We start from the raw sequence: 18,433 nt of genomic DNA, 5'->3' as shown, positions 1-18,433 counted from the left end.
AGAGGGTATCCATGAGAGCCGAGGTCCGCGCCTTCGTCGTCGAGCAGCTCGCCGACATGAACTACGACGTCGAGGGGCTCGACGACGACACGACGCTCGGCCCCGCCGGCGTCGACCTGGAGTCGCTCGCCCTGGCCGACCTGTCCGTCCGGGTCGAGGACCGGTACGGCGTGACGTTCGCCGACGACGAGTCGGAGCAGTTGGCCCTGATGACGGTCGGCGAGTTCACCACCATGGTCGCCAACCGGGTGACCGAGGCGACGAGCGACAAAGCCTGATGGACGGTCAGCCCGACCTGGGGCGAGCTGACCTGCTGACGATGCTCGCCGAACTCACCACGAAACCGGCCGCCGAGGTGCCCGACCGGATCGGCTCGATGGAGCTGGCCTGGCTGGTGCACCTCGTCGAGCAACGCTTCGACCGCCAGCTCGACCTCACCGACGACGAGCTGGCCGGCATCCGCACCGTCGACGACGCCCTGGCGGTGTTCCGGGCGTCGCTGACCACCCCCGCAGATGGCTGAGCCGCGCGTCACCCAGCTCACCGGCGTACACGCGGTCAGTGCCCTTGGTCGGGGCGCCGAGGCGCAGCTCGCCGGCGTGCTGGCCGGGGTGCCGGCGTTCGGCGCGGTACGCCGCTTCGACACCGCCGCCCGCCGGGTCACCGTGGCGGCAACCCTGCCCGAGGTCGGTTCGCTCGGCGACGAGTTGGCCGCCGCGATCGAGGCGGCGTGCCGCGCGGCCGGCCTGGCCGGTGCGCAGCGCGAGCAGTGCGCTCTGCTGCTCGCCGTGCACGGCGGACCGGCACCGGGAGCGGGCCCCACCCCGGGTGCGCTCGCCGCCCAGCTCGCCGCGGAGTGTGGGCTCTCGGGGCACACCCGGGTCTACACCAGCGCCTGCGTGTCGGCGAGCACAGCGGTGGCCGACGCGGCGACCCTGATCGCCCGGGGTGACGTCGACCGGGTGGTGGTCGCCGCCGGTTACCTGGTGGAGCCGGACCAGTTCGCGTTGTTCGACGCCGGCCGGGCCCTCGCGGTGGACGGGGCGGTCCGCCCGTTCAGCGCCCACCGACGCGGGCTGCTGCTCGGCGACGGCGTGGCCGCGGTGGTGCTGGAATCCAGCGCCGGGCGGCGGCGGGGCGTCGAGCCACTGGCCACCGTGGTGGGCTGGGGGCGGGCCGGGGACGCGTTCCATCCGTGCCAGCCGGACCCGACCGGCGCCGGCCTGGCCCGTGCGGTCGACGCCGCGCTGCGCCGGGCCGGGCTGCCGCCGCAGGCCGTCGGTTACGTCAACGCCAACGCCACCGGCACCCCACAGAGTGACGCCGCCGAGGCGGCAGCCCTGCGCAGGGTTCTCGGCGCGCACGCCGCGCAGGTCCCGGTCAGCTCCACGAAGGCGGTGCACGGGCACGCCCTGGAGGCGTCCGGGTTGCTCGAACTGGTGGTCACCGCGCTCGCGCTGCGGCAGGGCGAACTGCCGGTCAACGCCGGCTGGCTGGCCCCGGACGAGGCGTGCCCCCTGGACGTCATCAGGGACCACCCTCGCCGGACGACCACGACGCACGCGCTGACCCTCAACGCGGCGTTCGGCGGCGCGAACACCGCCCTCCTGGTCGGCGCGCCATGACCGGGCGGTCGTCCACCGTCCGCCCCGACGAACCCGAGACGGCACCCGTCGTTGCGGGGTCGGCGGAGCGGGGGACGAGGGTGTTGGCGCAGGCGCGGTGGCCCGAGGCGGGCGACGACGGGCCGGCACCGGGAGTCCCCGGGTTCGTGTCCTCGCAGTTCGCGCCGGTCGTGGCGGCGGTGGCGGAGCGGTGTCTGGGGCGCGGGTACGGGGTTGCCGGCGTGCCCCCGGGGAGGCGGACCGCGATCGTGCTGGTCAGCGCCAGTGGCGACCGCACCAGCGCGGGGCACGTACGGGCGACTGTGGAGGCCGGCGGGCGGATCGGCCCACTGTTCTTCTTCCAGTCGGTGCCCAACAGCGTCGCCGGGCACCTCGCGGCCCGCTGGGGCCTGCGCGGCCCGGTGGTCTGCCTGAGCCCGACCGGTGACCCGTACGCCGACGGCACCGCCGAGGCGGACCTGCTGCGGTACGACGGCGACGCCGACGAGGTGTTGCTGATCCTGATCGAACAGGCGCCCGACGCGTCGACCGAGGCGGTCGCGGTGCTGCTGGGGGGAGAAGGACGACCATGAGGACACGAGGACTGCGGGGCGCGTTGGCCGCCGACACCGAGGTGGGCGCGGGTAACGTCCTGGCCCGGGTGCTTGCACACGGCGCCGACCCGGACGGCCCCGGGTTGACCTTCGACACGGCCGTCGACGGGCACCCGGCCGAGGAGCCGCTCACGTTAGGTCGGCTCGACGAGCGCGTCGCCGCTCGTGCGGCCTGGCTGCACGAGCGCGGGGTACGTCCCCGCGACCCGGTCGCCGTCTGGGCCACCGCCGCCGCCGACATGGTGCTCAGTTTCCTGGCGCTGGCCCGCCTCGGGGCGATTCCGGCGCTGATGAACGGCAAGCTCCGTCCCGAGATCGCCGCCGAGTACATCCGTCGGCTGCGGGGCGTCGGTGTGCTCGCCGACGACGCGCACACCGCGCTGCTGGCCGGGCACGATCTGGGCGTACCCCTGCTCGGCACCCCCGCGCAGGCCGGTATGGGTGACCCGTCCGCCGCCCCGGCGCACTACCGGCACCACCCGGACGACCCGATCGTGATCACCCACACCTCCGGCACGACCGGGGTGCCCAAGGCGGTGCTGCACTCGCACGCCAGCCTCTTCGCCGCGACCCGGCACCTGCTCACCATGCCCCAGGCGCAGGGCACCACCCGGATCCTCAACGCGCTGCCCGCCCCGCACACCGCCACCGTGCTGATGGTCAACCAGGCGCTGGGCAACTCCGCGCAGATGCTGCTGCTGTCCGAACAGGACGGTGAGCGGGTGCTCGACGCGATCCAACGTTGGCACCCCGACGGCGTGTTCGGCTTCTCGGTCACCTGGGCCGAGCTGGCCCGCTTCGACCTGTCCGGGTACGACCTGGACTCGGTGCGGCTGTGGTTCAACACCGGCGACTGCTCGCACGAGCCGCACATCCGGCGGCTGGTCGCGGTCGGCTCCCGGGACACGGTCACCCGCGACGGCGTGGTGCGGGTGCCCGGCTCGGTCTTCATCGACGGGCTGGGCTCCAGCGAGATGGGGCACTCGATGTTCCACATCACCCACCGCGCCGACACCGACCGGTACGGCCGCTGCATCGGCCGCCCGTACCAGTTCACCAGGGTCGCGGTGCTCGACGCCGACGGCGAACCGGTGCCGACCGGCGAGGTGGGTTTCCTGGGCGTCGACTCGCCGTCGCTGTTCCGTGGCTACTGGAACGACTCGGTCACCACGTACCGGTTCCGTCAGCGCGGCTGGTACCTGACCGGCGACCTGGTCCGCACCGACGCCGAGGGGCGCTACTACCACCTGGACCGGGCGGTGGACTCGGTCGACGCCGGTGACGGCCGACGCCTGTTCACCGCGTTGTCCGAGGAGCGCATCCTGGCCGCCTGCCCGGACGTCACCGACTGCACTGTGGTGATCGTCGCCGAGGCCGACGGTGTGGTCACCGACGTGCTGCTGGAGTTGGCCGCCGGCGCCGACGAGGCCGAGGACCGCACCGAACGGGTCCGCGCCGCACTGGGCGCGGACGTCGGCGGCACGCTGCGCCGGGTCGTGCCGGTGCGCTCCGCGGACATCCCGGTCACGGTGACCGGCAAGGTCCGCAAGGTGGTCCTGCGCGAGCGCTACCTCACCGAGGCGGCGTCATGAGCGAGCGAATCAGGCAGCTCAGCGCCGGCGCGGAGCGAAGCGGAGTGGCGGCGTGACCGCCCTGATCACGGGGATGGGTCTGTTCACCCCGGTCGGGCGGGGCGTCGAGGAGACCTTCGAGGCGGTGACCACCGGCCGTTCCGGGCTGACCCGCCCGCCCGAGGGGCACCCGGTCAGGGAGTCGTTGGACGTCGCCGGCCTGCTGCCCGACATCGACCCGCGCACCGTCGCGTCCGGGCCGGAGACCCGGGTGCTGGACCGGATCGTGGTGCTCGCACTCCTCGCCGCCGCCGACGCGCTCGCCGACGCCGGCATCGAGGTCGGCCGCGACGTCGACCCCGACCGGATCGGGGTGATCGTCGGCGGTGTCGGTGGCATGGCGACCCTGGAGTCGCAGGTGCTGGCCCGGGCCGCCCGGGGTCGGGCGGCGGTCAGCCCGTACCTGCTCACCGGGATCCTGCCGAACATGCCGGCGGCGCGGATCGCCATCGCGCACGGCATCCGCGGCTACAGCTCGTCGGTCGGCACCGCCTGCGCCTCCGGTGCCCAGGCGGTCGCCGACGGGGTTCGGCTCATCGCCACCGGAGAGGTCGACGTGGTGCTCTGCGGGGCCAGCGAGGCACCGCTGTTCCCGACCTTCGCCGACACCTTCGGCAACGCGCGCGCCCTGGCCAGAGCAGGCGACGACCCGGCCCGGGCGAGCCGGCCGTTCGACACCTCCCGCAGCGGGTTCGTGCTGGCCGAGGGCGCCGCGCTGCTGGTGCTGGAACGCGCCGAGCACGCCGCGGCGCGGGGCGTCACCGCGTACGCCGAAGTGGCCGGCCACGGCGCGACCACTGACGCGTACCACCCGACCGCACCCCGCCCGGACGGTGCCGGCGCGGCCGCGTGCATCCGGCGCGCGCTGCGCAGCTCCGGTGTGCCCGCGGCGGCGGTCGGCTACGTCAACGCGCACGGCACCGCGACGAAGCTCGGTGACATCGCGGAGACCACCGCCCTCGCCGACGTGTTCGGCGTCGGCGGGGTGCCGGTCAGCTCCACCAAGGCGCTCACCGGGCACCTGCTCGGCGCCTCCGGGGTCCTGGAGGCGGCGGTCACCGCGCTGGCGCTCGGTCGGGGGCTGCTGCCGCCGACGTACCACCTCGACGACCCGGACCCGGCCTGCCCGGCGGACCACATCCGTGGCGCGCCCCGCAAGGCCGACCCGGAGTACGCGGTCACCAACTCGTTCGGGTTCGGCGGTCAGAACGTGAGCCTGCTGCTCGCGCGCGTCGCCGAGCCGAGGAGGTGATCGACGCGGCATCCCGGGCGGGCGCGCCCGGACGGCAACACGGGGGGAAGCGTGTGGGAGGGGTTTCAGGGGACATGGACATCCGTGGTATCGACCACATCGAACTCTACGTGGGGGACGCCCGACAGGCGGCCTTCTACTTCAGCACCGCCGTCGGCTTCGAGATCTGTGGCCAGGGTGGCCCGGAGACCGGGCTGGAAGGGCAGCGCTCGCTGCTGCTCTGCCACGGCGACATCCGACTGCTGCTCACCTCGGGGCTCAGCGCTGAGCATCCGGCGGCGAGGTACGTCCAGCGCCACGGTGACGGCATCGCCGTCGTCGCGGTCGAGGTCGACGACGTCGCGTCCGCGTACGCCGAGCTGGTGGGCCGCGGCGCGACCGGGGTGACGCCACCGACCACCGTCACCGGTGCGGACGCCGAGGTGGTGACCGCCGAGGTGGACGGCTTCGCCGACGTGCGGCACCGGCTGGTGCAGCGCCGCGGTGACCGGGCCGAGTTCCTGCCCGGCGTCATCACACCGGCACCGTCCGGCGGGGAGGGTCATCCGCCGGTGCTCGCCGAGATCGACCACCTGGCGGTCTGCGTGCCGCCCGGTCAGCTCGACGAGACGGTCCGGCACTTCGAGAAGCTGTTCGACTTCGCGGAGATCTTCGAGGAACACATCGAGGTCGACGGGCAGGGGATGAACTCCAAGGTGGTGCAGAGCCCGTCCGGGCGGGTCACCGTGGTGCTGCTGGAACCGGACCGGGCCCGGCGACCGGGGCAGATCGACGCGTTCCTGGACCAGCACGCCGGCGGGGGAGTGCAGCACCTGGGGCTGCGCACCGACGACATCCTCACCGCGGTCGAGGCGTTGGGCCGGCGCGGGGTGCGCTTCGCCGGCACACCCGGCAGCTACTACGACTCCCTGGAGGCGCGGGTCGGTCGGGTGGACGCCCCACTGGACCGGCTGCGCGAGCTGGGCGTGCTGGTCGACTCCGACCACGACGGCCAGCTGTTGCAGATCTTCGCCGAGTCGATGCACGTACGCCGCACGCTCTTTTTGGAGCTGATCGAGCGGCGCGGCGCGCGGGGCTTCGGCAGCGGCAACATCAAGGCGCTCTACGAGGCCAAGGAACGGGAGTTGGCCGCGGTGGCGGCCACACCACAGGGGGTGGGGGCGTGAGCGTGACCGGCTACGAACCGACGCTGACCGCCGAGGAGCAGGCCCTGCTGCCGTCCGACGACGACGTGCGGCACTACGCCGAGCACGGCTGGTACCTGTCGAAGAAGGTGTTCACCGACGACGAGGTGGACGCCCTCGCCGCCGCCGCTCAGCGCTACTACGACGGTGAGCGGGACCGGCGGTTGCCGGTGCGGCCCCCGAAGCTGGCCTACTGGGAGCCGTCGTCGGGGCCGGTGCAACGGCACAACGACTACGTCCACCACGAGCACGACGGGCTCGGCGCGATCCTGCGCAAGCCGCTGGTCGGGGCGGTGGCGGCCCGGCTCGCCCAGGCCGACGAGATCCGGGTCTTCCAGTCCACGCTGATCTACAAGCCGCCGATCTCCGGCGAGCCGAGCAACATCGTGCCCTGGCACTTCGACAAGCACTACTGGGCGTCCTCGTCGTCGGAGAAGATGCTCACCGCGTTCATCCCCTTCCACGACTGTGGGGAGGAGATGGGCACCATCACCATGGTCGACGGCTCGCACCGGTGGAAGGAGATCGGCGCCGACGACACAGTGGTGCGGCACTTCGCCGACCGGGACCGCAGCCAGCTGGAGGAGATGCTGGCCGAGAACGCCGCGTACAACGGCGCGGAGATCCGCAAGATCCCCATGGTGATCCCCAAGGGACACGTGAGCTTCCACCACTGCCGCACCTATCACGGCAGCGGCCCCAACGTCAGCGGTCGCCCCCGGCAGGCGATCTCGCTGCACCTGCAGGACGGCGACAACGCCTGGCGGGAGTATCCGCTCTCCGACGGCACGCTCGCCGCGTACAACCACGACGTGCTGGTCCGCCGCACCCACGAGGGGCGGCCCGACTACGCGGATCCCGACTACTGCCCGGTCATCTGGCGCCACCGCGCCCAACAGGGAGGCTGACATGTCACGCTACGACTGGGGTAAGACCCACCCGGGCATCGAACGGCTGGAAAAGGCGGTGACCGACCGCCGTGACGTGGTGGTCAAGCACCCGCTCTACGCCAACCTGGACACCCATGAGGCGCTGGTCACCTTCATGCAGCACCACGTCTTCGCGGTCTGGGACTTCATGTCCCTGCTGAAGTCGTTGCAACGGCAGCTGACCTGCGTCACCGTGCCGTGGATCCCGACCGGCCCGACCGGCAGCCGCCGCCTCATCAACGACATCGTCATGGTCGAGGAGAGCGACGAGCTGGGCGGCGGCTACATCAGCCACTTCGAGCTGTACGTGCAGGGCATGGTCGAGGCCGGCGCGGACACCACCGCCGTGAACGCCCTCGTCGACCTGCTGCGCGCCGGCCGGCCGGTGACCGACGCGCTCACCGAGGCCGGGGTGCCGGCCGCGTCGGCGAGGTTCGCCGCCACCACCTGGCGGATCATCGAGTCGACCCCGGTGCACTGCCAGGCGGCGGCCTTCGCGTTCGGTCGCGAGGACCTCATCCCGGACATGTTCACGCAGGTCGTCTCGGTCAACGAGCGCAGCAACCGGCTGCACACGTTCGTCGACTACCTGGAGCGGCACATCGAGGTCGACGGCGAACAGCACACCCCGATGGCCATGCAGATGCTCGCCGACCTGTGCGGCGACGACGACACCAAGTGGCAGGAGTGCGCCGACACGGTCAACACCGCCCTCACCGCCCGGGCCCGACTGTGGGACGACATCCTCGCCGCCATCAAGGGACCGGCGTGACCGACGCCGACCCGGTCCGGCTCTACCGCACGGTCCGGCTGATCCGCCGGTTCGAGGAACGGGCGGTGGAGCTGGTCCACGGCGGGCAGATCGTCGGCGGCATCCACCCGTACCTCGGTCAGGAGGGGATCGCCGCCGGCGTCTGCGCCGCCCTGGGTGCCGACGACGTGATCGCCGGCACCCATCGCGGACACGGGCACGTCCTGGCCCGGGGCGCGGACCCGGCCCGGATGCTCGCCGAGCTGTGCGGTCGGGTCACCGGCCTCAACGCCGGGCGGGGTGGCTCGATGCACGCCGCCGACTTCAGCCTCGGCGTGCTCGGCGCCAACGCCATCGTGGGGGCCTCCGGGGCGATCATCACGGGTGCGGTCTGGGCCCACCGCCGTCGGGGGCGCGACACCGTCGGGGTGAGCTTCTTCGGCGACGGCGCGGTCAACGAGGGGATGCTGCTGGAGGCGTTCAACCTGGCCGCGCTCTGGCGGGTGCCGGTGCTGTTCGTCTGCGAGAACAACGGCTACGCCACCACCATGCCGGTCGCCGGCGCGGTGGCCGGCAGCATCACCGGCCGGGCCGCCGCGTTCGGCGTCCCGGCCGCCCAGGTCGACGGCCAGGACCCCGAGACGGTACGCGTCGCCGCGGCCGCCGCCGTCGACCGGATGCGCGCCGGCGGCGGTCCCGAGCTGATCGAGGCCCGTACCTACCGCTTCGACGTCCACCACACCTTCGAGCACGCGGTACGCCTCGACTACCGCCCGCCCGACGAGGTGACCCGGGGTCGGGCCCGCGACCCGGTGCGTATCCAGGGTGAGCGCCTCTCCGACGTCGACCGTGCCGCAGTGGACGCCGAGGTCGAGGAAACCCTCGACGCGGCCGTGCGTTTCGCCCTGGCCAGCCCACAACCCGACCCGGCCGATGCCCTGGCCTACCTGTACGCCAGCGGCATGACCGCCCGCACCGGAGGTGGCTGAATGACCGCATGCACCGGAGGTGGCTGAATGACCGTCCGCACCGGAGGTGGCTGAGGTGCCCCGACTGTCGTACCGCCGGGCGCTGACCCGGGCACTCGCCGACGAGCTGACCCGCGACGAGGCGGTGTTCCTGCTCGGCGAGGACGTCCAGGTCGGGGCGTCGATGGTGACCACCGGCCTGGCCAAGCGCTTCGGGACCGAGCGGCTACGCGACACCCCGCTGTCCGAGCAGGCGTTCACCAGCTTCGCCACCGGCGCGGCGCTGGCCGGGTTGCGGCCGGTGATCGAGTTCCAGATCCCGTCGCTGCTGTTCCTGGTCTTCGAGCAGATCGTCAACCACGCCCACAAGTTCCCACTGATGACCGGTGGGCAGTGCGCCGTCCCGGTCACCTACCTGGTCCCCGGCTCCGGCTCGCGCACCGGCTGGGCCGGGCAGCACTCCGACCAGCCGTACAGCCTCTTCGCGCACGTCGGCGTGGTCACCGTCGTGCCGGCCACCCCGGCCGACGCGTACGGGCTGCTGGTCACCGCGATCCGCCACGACGACCCGGTGGTGGTGTTCGCCCCGGCTGGCGCGATGGACCTGCGGGAGGACGTCGAGGACCTGACCCCGGTGCCGCTGGGCCGGGGCCGGATCCACCGCTTCGGCGACGACGTCACAGTGGTCGCGGTCGGGCACCTGGTGCACGACGCGCTCGCGGTGGCCGAGGAGCTGGCCGACCAGGTCTCGGTGGAGGTGTTCGACCCGCGCACGCTGTACCCGTTCGACATCGACGGCCTCACCGAGTCGGTGGCGCGCACCGGGCGGCTCGTGGTGCTCGACGACGCCAACCGCTCCTGCGGCATGGCCGCCGAGATCATCGCCTCGGTGGTGGAGCGCGTCCGACTGCTCGCCCCTCCCCGCCGGGTCACCCGCCCGGACGGGGCGGTGCTGCCGTTCGCGCCGGCGTTGGACCGGGCCGTGCAACCGTCCCGGGACCAGCTCGCCACCGCCATCCACCTGACCATGAAGGACGGATCATGATCGACCCCAACTACGCGTGGCCGGCGGCCGACCGAGCCTGGACCGACCTGCCGGAGCCGGCCCGACGAGCCATGGTGACCAGTGGGGCGGCGGCCTGGGAGCAGGTCTTCCACGGCCGGGCCACCTACAACAAGCAGTGGCGGCTGGCCCGCCCCCCGGTCCTGACCGCCGACGCCTGGCGGCAGCTGAACGAGGTCTGCGACCGGCTCGCCCAGCTGATCCTCGACGCCTGTCGTCGTCGGGCGGGCACCGCCGGTGAGCTGCGCCGGCTGCTCGACGTACCGGCGGGGGAGACCCGCCTGCTGGACGAGTCGGAGCCGCTGAGCGAGGCGCTGCTGGCCGCGTACCGGCCGGACGTGATCTTCTCGGCGGGGGTGCCGAAGTTCGTCGAGTACAACATCGACAGCAGCCTCGGTGGCGGCTTCGACGCCGACACCGTGATCCAGCGGTTCGCACGGCTCTACCAGGAGCAGGGCATCCTGGACGACCTGCCGGCGCGGGCCGCACCGTCACTGCTCGACCAACGGTTCGTGGCGATCCGCGAGGAGCTGCGGTTGCCCGACGGCGCCCGGGTGGCGCTGCTGATGGACTTCGACTCCGACTACCCCGGTCTGGACGACCCGCAGACGTTCATCCGGATCCTCGACCCACTGGCCGTACGGGCCCGGGACTTCGGCATCGACCTGGTCATCGCCCCGGTCTCCACCGCCACCCTGGACGCCGACAGTCGCCTGGTGGTCGACGGCGCGCCGGTCGACGCGCTGTTCCGGCTGTTCGTGCCCAACCGGGTCACCCCGACCGCCGGCCTGGACGCGGTGGCCGGTGCCCTCGCGGCGGGCACGCTGCCGATGTTCGTCTCGGCGGCGGCCTGGCTGCTCGGCAACAAGATCACCTTTGCGTGGCTGTGGGAGGACATGGGCGGTCTGCCCGCCGACGACCAGACGCTGATTCGTCGGCACGTGCCGTACACGGTGCCGCTGACCGCCGCGGTGCTCGACCGGGCGATCGCCGACCAGGCGAAGCTGGTGGCCAAACCGGCCGACGGTTCCGCAGGGCACGGCGTGCTGCTCGGCCCCGAGTTGACCCCGACGGACTGGGCCGACGGGGTACGGGCCGCCGTCGACCAGGGCGGCGCGATCCTTCAGGAGTACCTGCCGACCGACCGGGTGTCGATGGACTTCGTGCAGATCGAAACGGGCGAGACGGTGACGGCAGAGGTGCCGTACTCCCTCGCCCCGTACCTGTTCGGCCGGCACGCTTCCGGCGGCTTGGCGAGGGTCGGCTACCCCGGCTGCGACGGAGTCCTCAACCTGGCCCACGGCGTCCTGATGACCGGAGTCCTCCTGAAGGACTGACCCCCCCACGCCCCCCACGCCCACCACGCCCCCCACGCGATCGCCCCGGTGATCAAGAGGTTTGCGTCACCGGACCTGGCGTGTCGTGACCGAAACCTCTTGATCACCGGGTGGGGACCGGGGGGCGCGGGGTCGGTCAGGGGCGGCGGTGGGGGGAGAGGGCGCGGAGGGTTTCGGCCGTTGCTATGGCGTCGCTGCGGGCGCTGCCGTGTCGGCCGTCGGTGCTGTAGAGGGTCGGGTCGGCCGTCAGCGGGTGATCGGTCAGGTGCACGTGGACGGTGCCCAGGCGCTCGGCGAGCCGCGCGGTGCGCGCGGACAGGCGGCGCATCCGCTCCCGCAGGCCGGGGCGCAGGGCCTCCGGGACCGCCGGGCTGTACGAGACGTCGAACATCCCCACCGTGATCACGTGCGCGCCGACGTCCCGCAGCGCAATGATCATCGCGGTCAGCTCCGCGTCGACCGCGTCCGCGTCGTACGCCGGGCGGAAGGCGTCGTTGCCACCGCAGACCACCAGCGCCAGGTCGGGCGCGAAGGCCAGCGCCGGCGCGAGCTGCTCGGCTCGCACCTGGTGCGCGCGCAGCCCGCTGCGGCCGAGATTGAGGTACGCCAGACCCGGGCGGGCGGCGTCCAGTTCGCTGGCGACCCGGTCGGCCCACTGCACGTCCGAGTAGCCGGGCGTCGGCTCGCAGCTGCCCTCGACCACGCTGTCGCCCAGCGCGATGAATCGCCGCCACGGGTGCCCGCGCAGCAGCTCGGCGGCCTCGCCGGCACGCAGGCAGTACGGATCAGTCGATTCGGCCAACGTCGATGCCATTCCGGCACGCTAACCGACCACCGCCCGCCCGGCCAGGCCCGCCAGGCGCCCGCCCTGCCATCAGCCCAACGCCAGCCGAGCACCTCGCGGCGCTGTCGAGTTGGCGTCGCCGGCGCGGTGGTGTCGGAGCGCGCCTGCGCTGCCCCCGCTGCCGCAGCGAACACGCCGCCCCGGCCACCCGCTGACGCGGTCTAGGCGTTCGTGGGCTCCTGATCGGCGCGGTGGGCGGCGGCGAGGCGTTTCGGGGCGCGGGAATACCACGCCTCGGTGACCACCTCGGTCAACTCGGACATGCTGATCCGGTCGAGCCGGACCAGCACCGCCGGGTACCCGTCGAAGTGCGAGGTGGTGAGGTAGACCGCCGGGTCGTCGGCGAGCAGGGCTTCCTTGACGCCGAGGTCGGCCACCCGTACGCCGAGCAGCGGGCCGTCGGGCGCGGCGTCACCGAGGGCGTCGAGGTCCGCGCGGCGCAGCGGTCGCTCCCAGACGAACGGCTTGTCCCGGACCCGCCAGGCCGGCAACCCGTCGTACGACGGACGCTCGGTGGTCTCCGGCAGAGCGAGCGCGATCCGGCGGACGTCCTCCCAGCTCGGCATGTCCACACGGTACGCGCCCAGCGGGCTGCAGTGTGCTCGTGCGAGCCCAACTGTCAGGGCGCGACGGCAGGGGTGGGCCGCGTCGGTGTCCTCGGCTCGGACGGCCGGGTCAGCAGCGGGTACGCGCTGACCAGCAGGCACGCCACCGCCATGGTCAGCAGCGCCGGGGTGAGACCCAGCGCGTCCACCGACCAGCCGCCGAGCAGCGCACCGACCGGCAGACCGACGAAGGCCAGCGAACCGGCGATGCCGATCACCCGGGTCTGCAACTCCGCCGGCACCCGCTCGTAGAGCGCCACCCCGAGCAGCGGGTTGACCGCCGCTATGCCGATGCCGGACAGGAAGGTCACCAGGAGCACCACCGGCAGTTCGTCGCTGATCGCCAGTGCGACCAGCCGGGGTGTGCCGGCGATCAGCGCCCCGACCAGGAACGTCAGCCGGCGGGGCAGCCTCGGCCCGAGCGCGGTGAAGACGACGTTGCCCAGCAGCGCGCCCGCCGAGAACGCCGCCAGCACCAGACCGAGCCCGCTGGGCCCGTGCAGCTCCCGGGCGACCCAGACCGGGATGTAGACGGCCACACTGGCGTTGGCCACCATGTTCAGCGCCGAGATGACCAGCAGCATGCTGAGCAGCGGCCGGTCCCGGCCCAGGTAGCCGAATCCCGCACGCAGCGCGCGCAGGTAGCTCTCCGGCTCGGCGGGCTTCGCCGGCGGGGCCGGTGGCCGGACCAGGACACCGATCAGCAGCGCGCAGACACCGAAGCTGGCCGCGTCGATGAGGATCGCCTCGGTCACCCCGAACGCGGCGATCAGCACGCCGCCCACTGCGGCGCCGAAGAGGGTCACCACCCGGCTCAGCCCGTCGTACGCCGAGGTCAGCCGGATCAGCGGCACCCCGGCGGCCTCGGCGACCGGCCGGAACATCACGTGCTTCACCCGGTCCCCGATGCCGCGCAGCGCGCCGGCCAGCGCCACCAGCGCCACCAGCGAACCGAAACCCAACCACGGGGTCAGCGCGACGACCACCATGGCCACCGCGCTGCCGGCGTCACAGAGGATGGACGTGCGGCGCAGGCCGATCCGGTCCGCCCAGGGCGTGCCCAGCGCGCTGGACAGCAGGTACGGCAGGGTCTCGGCGAACGCGACCAGGCCCATCTTGGTCGGGCTGCCGGTGGTGACCAGCACCAGCCACGGGATGGTCACCACCGAGATGCGGGTGCCCAGGTTGGAGATCAGGTCCGCGCCGACCAGGACGACCAGTTGCCGGCGGGGGGTCACGCCCCGACCGCCGCCGCCCGACGCGCCGCGTACCGCTCGCGCAGCGCCCGTTTGTCCACCTTGACCGACCGGTTCACCGGCAACACCTCGACGAACTCCACAGCGGCCGGCGCCCACATCTCGTTGAGCTCCGCGGTCACCAGGTCGATCAGCTCGGCGCCGGTGACCGTGGCGTCCGGGGCGACCACGACGTACGCGTACGGGACCTCGCCGACGGTGTCGTCCGGTACGCCGATCACGGCGGCGGCCCGCACCTGGGGATGCCCGGCCAGCACGTCCTCGATGGGGCGGCAGAAGATCGCCCAGTTCCGCCGGTGCGTGACGATCATGTCGTGCGCGCGGTCGACCAGGTAGAGGTAACCGTCGTCGTCGAGGTGCCCGATGTCGCGGGTACGCACCCAGCCGTCGACCAGCGTCTGCGCGGTCAGCTCGGGCTGGCCATGGTAGCCGGCGAAGCTCAGTCGGGTCTGCACCCACACCTCGCCGTCACGCCCCGGCGGCAGCACCGTGCCGTCGTCGTCGCGGATCTCGATCCGCACGTCGCCATAGGGTCGACCGCAGGACCGCAGCCGCTCCGGGTGCTCCGGGTCATCGGTCAACCCCGGCAGCGCGGTGATCACCACGGCTTCGCTGAGGCCGTACACGATGCGCAGCACCGGGCCGAACCGCGCGATGGCCTGGCGCAGCCGGGCGGGCGCGGCGGGACCCGCTCCCACGTTGAACATGAACATGGCGCTGAAGTCCGCGCCGACCAGCGCCGGGTGGTCCAGCACCTCGTAGAGCATCGGCGGGGTGACGAAGGTGGAGTTGATCCGCTCCCGCTGCACTTTGTCCACGAACGCCACCGGGTCCCAGTCGTCGCGCAGGAACAGCACCCCGCCGGTGAACAGGTTGAACAGGGTGGTGATCTGCCCGCTGGCCAACCACATCGGCGAGTGCGACAGGTGCCGCAGCAGCGGGAACCCGGCAGCGCGGAAGTCGGCGGCCAGGGTGAGGATCTGCGCGTAGAAGCTCTCCCGGTGGTGCACCAGCTTGGGGCTGCCGGTGGTGCCGCTGGTCTGCAGGAACGACTCCGGTGCCGGCACGCTCGTCGGCAGTTCCGCCGCGTCGGCGTCGGCGGTGAGGTCCGGGCCGGCGCCCCCCGGGCCGAGACAGCACACCGGTGTGCCGGGCAGCGCGGCGGCCAGGTCCGGGCCGAGACCGGCCGGGTCCCGGGCGTCGTAGACGAGGGCGTCCGGGCGGGCCAGGCGGATGAACTCGTCGACCTCCCGGCGCGCGGTCACCGGCGCGACCCACATGGTCCGGCAGCCGATGAGATGCAGCGCGAGCTGAAGCAACGGGCCCTCGACCGCGTTCGCCACTGTCACCAGCACCGCCGCACCGGGGCGTACGCCGTGCCGGGTCAGCGTCGCGGCCATTGTCCGCACCAGCACGGCGGCCTCGGTGTAGGTGAGCCGGCGGTCCCCGCCGACCAGTGCCTCCCGGTCACCGAAGCCGGCGAAGAGATCCAGCACTCGGTCCACGTAGGTGTGCCCAGGTCCGTCAGTCATCCGACTGCCCCCATCCGAGAAAGCGGCGGTCCCCGGGCAGCGCCCGGTGGCGACGCGACGGTGGCGCGCGCTCCGGTGAGCCCGCCGCCTGCGAGCCTAGGCCGGTAACGGTTGGTCGGAACCGTGCCGACGGGGCGATCCGACAGGCCCGCCGGACATTTGATCGCGTCGATCAGGTTGATTGACGCCCGTCAGCGGCGGCGGCTAGGTTTCTGGACCATCGTCCAGGCGGGCGCCGTCAGCGGACGGCCCTGGGCTGCCACACGATGGAGGTTCAATGTCGACCCCGAAGAGATGGCACGTCATCGCCGCCGCGGCCGCGCTGCTGGTCACAGGCACACCCGCGGTCGTCGCCAGCGCCGGTCCGTCCGGGACCGCCGCCGCCCGACCGGACCGCTCCGAGTGGGCGGGCAGCTGGGCCACCGCGGTCACCCGGGGCAACTCGGTCGGGCTGACCAACACCGGCCTGAACAACCAGAGCGTACGGATGATCGTGCACGTCTCGGTGGGCGGTCCGGCGCTGCGGGTCCGTCTGAGCAACCTCTACGGCGAGCAGGCGGTAGCGGTCGGTCGGGCCACCGTCGCCCGACCCAACACCGCCACCGCCGACGACCTCTCCGACATCGATCCGGCCTCGGTGCGCCCGCTGACCTTCACCGACAACGCCTCGGCGACCATGAACCGGGGCGCGGAGCTGCTCAGCGACCCGCTGACGTTCCCGGTCGCAGACGACAGCGACCTGGTGGTCACAGTGCACTTCCCGACGCCGACCGGCCCGACCACCTTCCACGGGCAGTCGCAGCAGGCCAACTTCATCGGCGCCGGCGACCTGACCGGTGCCGCCGAGGGCACCGGGTTCACCACCCGCCCCACCTGCTGCTGGTTCTTCCTCTCCGGGATCGACGTGCAGCGCAGGGCCACCCCGGGCGCGGTGGTGGTGCTCAGTGACTCCATCGGTGACGGCAACGGCAGCACCGTCAACGCCAATCGACGCTGGCCCGACCTGCTCTCCGACCGGCTGCTCGCCGACCGGCCGGACCCGCGCACCCCGGGCGTGCTCAACCTCAGCCTGGCCGGCAACCGCCTCAACCACGAGGGCACCGAGCCGGGCGACGGCAACTACCCCGGCTACTACCAGCTCGGCCCGAACGCGGCGGCCCGGCTCAACGAGGACGTCTTTCCCCAGACCGGGGTGCGCACTGTCGTCACCCACCTGGGCATCAACGACATCTGGATGTCCAACGACTCACCCGAGGCGATCATCGCCACCCTGCGGCAGATCAACCAGCAGCTCCAGCAGCGGGGGCTGACCAGCCTGGTGGCCACGCTGACCCCGTACGAGGGGCACGGGGCGCCCGGCGTGTGGACTCCACAGAAGGAAGCCACCCGGCAGGCGGTGAACACGTACCTGCGCGGCAGCCGCGAGTTCGACGGGCTGCTCGACTTCGACCGGGTGCTGCGCGACCCGGCGCGACCCAGTCAGCTGCTGCCCGCGTACGACTCGGGTGACCACATCCACCCGAACGACGCCGGCAACCAGGCGCTGGCGAACGCTGTGCCGCTGCGGCTGCTCGGCCTGTGACACCGGCCGGGGCGGCGGGTGATCCTCGCCGCCCCGGCACCGACATCCTGGGGAGGAGCGCGTCGTGACGGCGCAGGAGTTGCTCACCGGCCTGTACAGCGAGCAGGGCCGACAGAACCCGTACCCGTGGTACGCAGGCCTGCACAAGCTCGGGCCGGTCAGCGCGGTCCCGGCCCGGGCCGAGCACCGCACGGTGGCGGCGGTGGCGGTCGGCTACGACCTCGTCGACGGGTTGCTGCGCGATCCGGAGTGGACCAAACAGCCGCCGCCGGGCTGGCAGGAGCAGGAGATCCTGCGCACCTTCCAGACGTCGATGATGTTCGTGAACCCGCCCGACCACACGCGGATGCGGCACGTGTTCTCCCGCACCTTCACCCCGCGCCGGTTGGGCGCGCTGGAACCGGTGATCCTGCGGGTGGTCGACGAGCTGCTGGACCGGATGGCCGACGCCGGAAACGCCGTGGTGGACTTCGTGGCGGACTTCGCGTACCCGGTCCCGGCGCTGGTGATGGCCGAGTTCATCGGCATCCCGGTGGCGGAGTTGGCGTGGTATCGCGAGCGGGTGGAATGGATCGACGAGTTCCTGGACGTCGCCGGGAAGACCCCGGAACGTCTGGCCGCCGCCAACACCGCGGCCGAGGAGCTGCGGGTCTTCTACCGGGAACTGCTGGCGCACCGCCGCAGGGTGCCCGGGGACGACCTGCTGAGTGGGCTGGTGGAGGCCCTCGACTCGGGTGAGGTGGAGCTGACCGAGGAGGAGCTGGTCAGCAACCTGATCGTGCTGTTCAACGCCAGCTTCGTCACCACCGTCTACATGTTCAGCAACGGGATGCCGTTGCTGCTGGCCCACCCGGAGACGGTCGCGGCGATGCCCACCGACGACAAGCTGACCGCGGGCTGCGTCGACGAGGTGCTGCGGTTGGAGAGCCCCGTGCACTTCCTGGCCCGTGCCGCGCCGGCCGACATGGTGCTGGGTGATGTGCCGGTCGCCCGGGACGACAACGTGCTGATCATCATCGGGGCGGCCAACCGGGACCCGGCACGGTTCCCGGACCCGGACGTCTTCGACCCGACCCGACCCGGCCCGCCGTCGTTGGCCTTCGGGGTGGGTCTGCACTTCTGTCTCGGCGCGGCGGTGTCCCGACTGGAGGGCCGCCTCGCGCTGCCCCGCCTGTTCGCCCGGTTCCCCGAGCTGACCGTCACCGAGACGCCGACGTACAGCGGCAGCCTGTTCCTGCGCGGCATCGACAAGCTGCTCGTCAGCACCGGCGGATAGGAGCG

The 18,433-nt window shown here is 72.6% G+C and carries 18 protein-coding genes; 14 read left to right on the top strand and 4 right to left on the bottom strand.

From position 1 onward, the window contains the following. The first annotated feature begins 11 nt into the window (after positions 1-11). From KBX34_RS08685 to KBX34_RS08630, 12 genes are all read left to right on the top strand, one after another. Entirely contained in the window at positions 12-278 is a 267-nt protein-coding gene (locus tag KBX34_RS08685) for an acyl carrier protein (protein WP_088948350.1), read from the top strand. After that, a complete protein-coding gene (locus tag KBX34_RS08680; RefSeq protein WP_088948349.1) occupies positions 278-523 on the top strand; it encodes a hypothetical protein in 246 nt (81 codons plus the stop codon). Before KBX34_RS08685 ends, KBX34_RS08680 begins: the two co-directional genes overlap by 1 nt. Then, positions 516-1,625, top strand: coding sequence for a beta-ketoacyl synthase (locus tag KBX34_RS08675; RefSeq protein WP_210789499.1), 1,110 nt, complete (start codon positions 516-518; stop codon positions 1,623-1,625). Before KBX34_RS08680 ends, KBX34_RS08675 begins: the two co-directional genes overlap by 8 nt. An 80-nt stretch (positions 1,626-1,705) precedes the next feature. Beyond that, positions 1,706-2,197, top strand: coding sequence for a beta-ketoacyl synthase chain length factor (locus tag KBX34_RS08670; RefSeq protein ID WP_210790774.1), 492 nt, complete (start codon positions 1,706-1,708; stop codon positions 2,195-2,197). Continuing rightward, entirely contained in the window at positions 2,194-3,810 is a 1,617-nt protein-coding gene (locus KBX34_RS08665) for a class I adenylate-forming enzyme family protein (protein WP_210924312.1), read from the top strand. The genes KBX34_RS08670 and KBX34_RS08665 overlap by 4 nt, the downstream gene beginning before the upstream one ends. A 52-nt stretch (positions 3,811-3,862) precedes the next feature. After that, positions 3,863-5,101 carry a beta-ketoacyl synthase gene (locus KBX34_RS08660; RefSeq protein WP_088948345.1) on the top strand — a complete coding sequence of 413 codons (1,239 nt, stop codon included), beginning with the start codon at positions 3,863-3,865 and terminating at the stop codon, positions 5,099-5,101. 74 nt (positions 5,102-5,175) lie between these two features. Next, positions 5,176-6,267 (top strand): 4-hydroxyphenylpyruvate dioxygenase, encoded by a 1,092-nt coding sequence (gene hppD / locus KBX34_RS08655; protein ID WP_141909546.1) that lies wholly within the window; start codon positions 5,176-5,178, stop codon positions 6,265-6,267. Further along, on the top strand, positions 6,264-7,193 hold the full coding sequence (locus KBX34_RS08650) for a phytanoyl-CoA dioxygenase family protein (RefSeq protein WP_088948343.1): 930 nt from the start codon (positions 6,264-6,266) through the stop codon (positions 7,191-7,193). The genes hppD and KBX34_RS08650 overlap by 4 nt, the downstream gene beginning before the upstream one ends. A gap of 1 nt (position 7,194) precedes the next feature. Beyond that, entirely contained in the window at positions 7,195-7,986 is a 792-nt protein-coding gene (locus KBX34_RS08645) for a DUF3050 domain-containing protein (protein WP_210924311.1), read from the top strand. Beyond that, positions 7,983-8,954, top strand: a complete 972-nt coding sequence (locus KBX34_RS08640; protein WP_210789489.1) for a thiamine pyrophosphate-dependent dehydrogenase E1 component subunit alpha — start codon at positions 7,983-7,985, stop codon at positions 8,952-8,954. Before KBX34_RS08645 ends, KBX34_RS08640 begins: the two co-directional genes overlap by 4 nt. A 55-nt stretch (positions 8,955-9,009) precedes the next feature. Then, positions 9,010-9,978 carry an alpha-ketoacid dehydrogenase subunit beta gene (locus KBX34_RS08635; protein WP_210924310.1) on the top strand — a complete coding sequence of 323 codons (969 nt, stop codon included), beginning with the start codon at positions 9,010-9,012 and terminating at the stop codon, positions 9,976-9,978. Further along, on the top strand, positions 9,975-11,333 hold the full coding sequence (locus tag KBX34_RS08630) for a hypothetical protein (protein ID WP_210924309.1): 1,359 nt from the start codon (positions 9,975-9,977) through the stop codon (positions 11,331-11,333). Before KBX34_RS08635 ends, KBX34_RS08630 begins: the two co-directional genes overlap by 4 nt. A gap of 136 nt (positions 11,334-11,469) precedes the next feature. Here the strand turns inward: KBX34_RS08630 and KBX34_RS08625 are convergent, their stop codons facing one another. The 4 genes from KBX34_RS08625 to KBX34_RS08610 form a co-directional block, all read right to left on the bottom strand. Further along, positions 11,470-12,147: an SGNH/GDSL hydrolase family protein gene (locus KBX34_RS08625; protein WP_210789480.1), complete on the bottom strand. Its 678-nt coding sequence runs from the start codon at positions 12,145-12,147 to the stop codon at positions 11,470-11,472. A 191-nt stretch (positions 12,148-12,338) separates the two neighbouring features. Further along, positions 12,339-12,743 carry an MmcQ/YjbR family DNA-binding protein gene (locus tag KBX34_RS08620; RefSeq protein ID WP_210924307.1) on the bottom strand — a complete coding sequence of 135 codons (405 nt, stop codon included), beginning with the start codon at positions 12,741-12,743 and terminating at the stop codon, positions 12,339-12,341. Between the two features lie 53 nt (positions 12,744-12,796). After that, the gene (locus KBX34_RS08615; protein WP_210924306.1) at positions 12,797-14,020 is read right to left on the bottom strand and encodes an MFS transporter; all 1,224 of its coding nucleotides are present in this window, start codon (positions 14,018-14,020) and stop codon (positions 12,797-12,799) included. After that, entirely contained in the window at positions 14,017-15,570 is a 1,554-nt protein-coding gene (locus KBX34_RS08610) for a class I adenylate-forming enzyme family protein (protein ID WP_210924304.1), read from the bottom strand. Before KBX34_RS08610 ends, KBX34_RS08615 begins: the two co-directional genes overlap by 4 nt. Positions 15,571-15,874: 304 nt before the next feature. Here KBX34_RS08610 and KBX34_RS08605 point away from each other — a divergent pair, with 304 nt between their 5' ends. Both KBX34_RS08605 and KBX34_RS08600 read left to right on the top strand, forming a co-directional pair. Next, entirely contained in the window at positions 15,875-17,152 is a 1,278-nt protein-coding gene (locus tag KBX34_RS08605) for an SGNH/GDSL hydrolase family protein (protein ID WP_210924414.1), read from the top strand. A gap of 64 nt (positions 17,153-17,216) precedes the next feature. After that, the gene (locus KBX34_RS08600) at positions 17,217-18,428 is read left to right on the top strand and encodes a cytochrome P450 (protein WP_210789467.1); all 1,212 of its coding nucleotides are present in this window, start codon (positions 17,217-17,219) and stop codon (positions 18,426-18,428) included. Positions 18,429-18,433 lie beyond the last annotated feature (5 nt).

The organism is Micromonospora sp. M61, assembly GCF_018070245.1.
GTDB lineage: Bacteria > Actinomycetota > Actinomycetes > Mycobacteriales > Micromonosporaceae > Micromonospora > Micromonospora zamorensis.
Note: the sequence above shows the minus strand (reverse complement) of the source record. Positions and strands in the feature narration are given on the sequence as shown.

Bases quoted from the DNA above. Each gene is read 5' to 3' on its own strand.
- KBX34_RS08685 (WP_088948350.1), top strand. From the start codon at position 12: ATGAGAGCCGAGGTCCGCGCCTTCGTCGTCGAGCAGCTCGCCGACATG.
- KBX34_RS08680 (WP_088948349.1), top strand. From the start codon at position 278: ATGGACGGTCAGCCCGACCTGGGGCGAGCTGACCTGCTGACGATGCTC.
- KBX34_RS08675 (WP_210789499.1), top strand. From the start codon at position 516: ATGGCTGAGCCGCGCGTCACCCAGCTCACCGGCGTACACGCGGTCAGT.
- KBX34_RS08665 (WP_210924312.1), top strand. From the start codon at position 2,194: ATGAGGACACGAGGACTGCGGGGCGCGTTGGCCGCCGACACCGAGGTG.
- hppD (WP_141909546.1), top strand. From the start codon at position 5,176: ATGGACATCCGTGGTATCGACCACATCGAACTCTACGTGGGGGACGCC.
- KBX34_RS08645 (WP_210924311.1), top strand. From the start codon at position 7,195: ATGTCACGCTACGACTGGGGTAAGACCCACCCGGGCATCGAACGGCTG.
- KBX34_RS08630 (WP_210924309.1), top strand. From the start codon at position 9,975: ATGATCGACCCCAACTACGCGTGGCCGGCGGCCGACCGAGCCTGGACC.
- KBX34_RS08625 (WP_210789480.1), bottom strand. From the start codon at position 12,147: ATGGCATCGACGTTGGCCGAATCGACTGATCCGTACTGCCTGCGTGCC.
- KBX34_RS08620 (WP_210924307.1), bottom strand. From the start codon at position 12,743: ATGCCGAGCTGGGAGGACGTCCGCCGGATCGCGCTCGCTCTGCCGGAG.
- KBX34_RS08610 (WP_210924304.1), bottom strand. From the start codon at position 15,570: ATGACTGACGGACCTGGGCACACCTACGTGGACCGAGTGCTGGATCTC.